The 2500-nt window shown below is 55.8% G+C and carries 2 tRNA genes and 2 rRNA genes (1 of these 4 cut by a window edge); all 4 read right to left on the bottom strand.

The window, feature by feature from the left end:
- Positions 1–548: ribosomal RNA gene (locus tag WOB96_RS14355) — 23S ribosomal RNA — on the bottom strand; it reaches 2349 nt to the left of the window's first position.
- A 150-nt stretch (positions 549–698) separates the two neighbouring features.
- A tRNA-Ala gene (locus tag WOB96_RS14350) sits at positions 699–774 on the bottom strand.
- A 6-nt stretch (positions 775–780) separates the two neighbouring features.
- Positions 781–857, bottom strand: a tRNA-Ile gene (locus WOB96_RS14345).
- Positions 858–913: 56 nt separating this feature from the next.
- Positions 914–2452 (bottom strand): 16S ribosomal RNA (locus WOB96_RS14340).
- The 16S and 23S rRNA genes sit together here with 2 tRNA genes alongside, the layout of an rRNA operon.
- Positions 2453–2500: the final 48 nt, after the last annotated feature.

The raw sequence follows: 2500 nt of genomic DNA, 5'->3' as shown, positions 1-2500 counted from the left end.
AAGTCTGCTCCCACTGCTTGTAGGCATACGGTTTCAGGATCTATTTCACTCCCTTCACCAGGGTTCTTTTCGCCTTTCCCTCACGGTACTGGTTCACTATCGGTCGGAAACGAGTATTTAGCCTTGGAGGATGGTCCCCCCATCTTCAGACAGGATTCCACGTGTCCCGCCCTACTTCTCGCAGACTTAGTTCCACACGCCAATTTTCGGATACGGGGCTATCACCCACTACGGCACACCTTTCCAGGTGCTTCTCCTAATCGGCTTGCTAAAATCTGCAGGCTCTTCCCCTTTCGCTCGCCACTACTCAGGGAATCTCGGTTGATTTCTCTTCCTCCGGCTACTTAGATGTTTCAGTTCACCGGGTTCGCTTCGCCACCCTATGTATTCAGATGACGATGACCACCTTCCAGTGGCCGGGTCTCCCCATTCAGACATCCTCGGATCACAGCTCGTTTACCAGCTCCCCGGGGCTTTTCGCAGGTATCCACGTCTTTCATCGCCTGTTTCCGCCAAGGCATCCACCGTATGCCCTTATTCGCTTGACCATATAACCCAAAGCAACTTCAGGTCATAGGCCTCAATACAGCATACCCATGCGCTATACAACAACTCTTCCCAATTTGTTAAAGATCCTTCCAGCTCAAAGACGCTGGCCTGTGCTCTACACAGGGCAACATCCTCGCCCCCACCAACCCTGGTGGAGCTGACCGGGTTCGAACCGGTGACCCCCTGCTTGCAAAGCAGGTGCTCTCCCAGCTGAGCTACAGCCCCTGAACATGGTGGGCCCAAGTGGACTCGAACCACTGACCTCACGATTATCAGTCGTGTGCTCTAGCCAACTGAGCTATAGGCCCGACTCGTAAAACGGTTGAGTGATGTGTGTGGGTGCGATCAGCCGACGGCTCATCTAAAAGGAGGTGATCCAGCCGCAGGTTCCCCTACGGCTACCTTGTTACGACTTCACCCCAGTCATGAACCATACCGTGGTCGGCGCCCTCCTTGCGGTTAGGCTACCGGCTTCTGGTACAACCCACTCCCATGGTGTGACGGGCGGTGTGTACAAGGCCCGGGAACGTATTCACCGCGGCGTGCTGATCCGCGATTACTAGCGATTCCGACTTCATGCAGTCGAGTTGCAGACTGCAATCCGAACTACGGCGCACTTTCTGGGGTCGGCTCCCTCTCGCGAGTTGGCATCCCTCTGTATGCGCCATTGTAGCACGTGTGTAGCCCTGGACATAAAGGCCATGAGGACTTGACGTCATCCCCACCTTCCTCCGGTTTGTCACCGGCAGTCCCCTTAGAGTGCCCAGCTTAACCTGCTGGCAACTAAGGGCAAGGGTTGCGCTCGTTGCGGGACTTAACCCAACATCTCACGACACGAGCTGACGACAGCCATGCAGCACCTGTGTTCAGGCTCCCCGAAGGGCACTCCCACATCTCTGCGGGATTCCTGACATGTCAAGCCCAGGTAAGGTTCTGCGCGTTGCATCGAATTAAACCACATGCTCCACCGCTTGTGCGGGCCCCCGTCAATTCCTTTGAGTTTTAATCTTGCGACCGTACTCCCCAGGCGGGATACTTAATGCGTTAGCTGCGGCACGCAGCAGTCAAACTGCCACACGCCTAGTATCCATCGTTTAGGGCGTGGACTACCAGGGTATCTAATCCTGTTTGCTCCCCACGCTTTCGCACTTCAGCGTCAATATCGGGCCAGGTAGCTGCCTTCGCCATTGGTGTTCCTCCACATCTCTACGCATTTCACCGCTACACGTGGAATTCCACTACCCTCTCCCGTATTCCAGTCTCCCAGTATCATCTGCCATTCCCAGGTTGAGCCCGGGGCTTTCACAGCTGACTTAAGAAACCGCCTACGCGCGCTTTACGCCCAGTAATTCCGATTAACGCTTGCACCCTCCGTATTACCGCGGCTGCTGGCACGGAGTTAGCCGGTGCTTCTTCTGCGGTTCACGTCAAATGCCCAGGGTATTCGCCCAGACACTTTCTTCCCCGCTGAAAGTGCTTTACAACCCGAAGGCCTTCTTCACACACGCGGCATTGCTTGGTCAGGGTTGCCCCCATTGCCAAAAATTCCCCACTGCTGCCTCCCGTAGGAGTCTGGGCCGTGTCTCAGTCCCAGTGTGGCTGATCGTCCTCTCAGACCAGCTACCGATCGTCGCCTTGGTAGGCCTTTACCCTACCAACTAGCTAATCGGACGCAGGCTCCTCCTTCAGCACGAGGCCTCTCGGTCCCCCGCTTTCCCCCTCAGGGCTCATGCGGTATTAGCCCAAGTTTCCCTGGGTTATCCCCCACTCAAGGACAGATTCCTACGCGTTACTCACCCGTCCGCCACTCGCCGGCATCCCGAAGGACCCGCTGCCGTTCGACTTGCATGTGTTAGGCATGCCGCCAGCGTTCAATCTGAGCCAGGATCAAACTCTCCAGTTCAATCCTTCGCGCCAACATACTCAAAAGAATGTGTCAGCATTTCACTAC

The sequence above is a fragment of the Thermithiobacillus plumbiphilus genome (assembly GCF_038070005.1).
GTDB lineage: Bacteria > Pseudomonadota > Gammaproteobacteria > Acidithiobacillales > Thermithiobacillaceae > JBBPCO01.
Note: the sequence above shows the minus strand (reverse complement) of the source record. Positions and strands in the feature narration are given on the sequence as shown.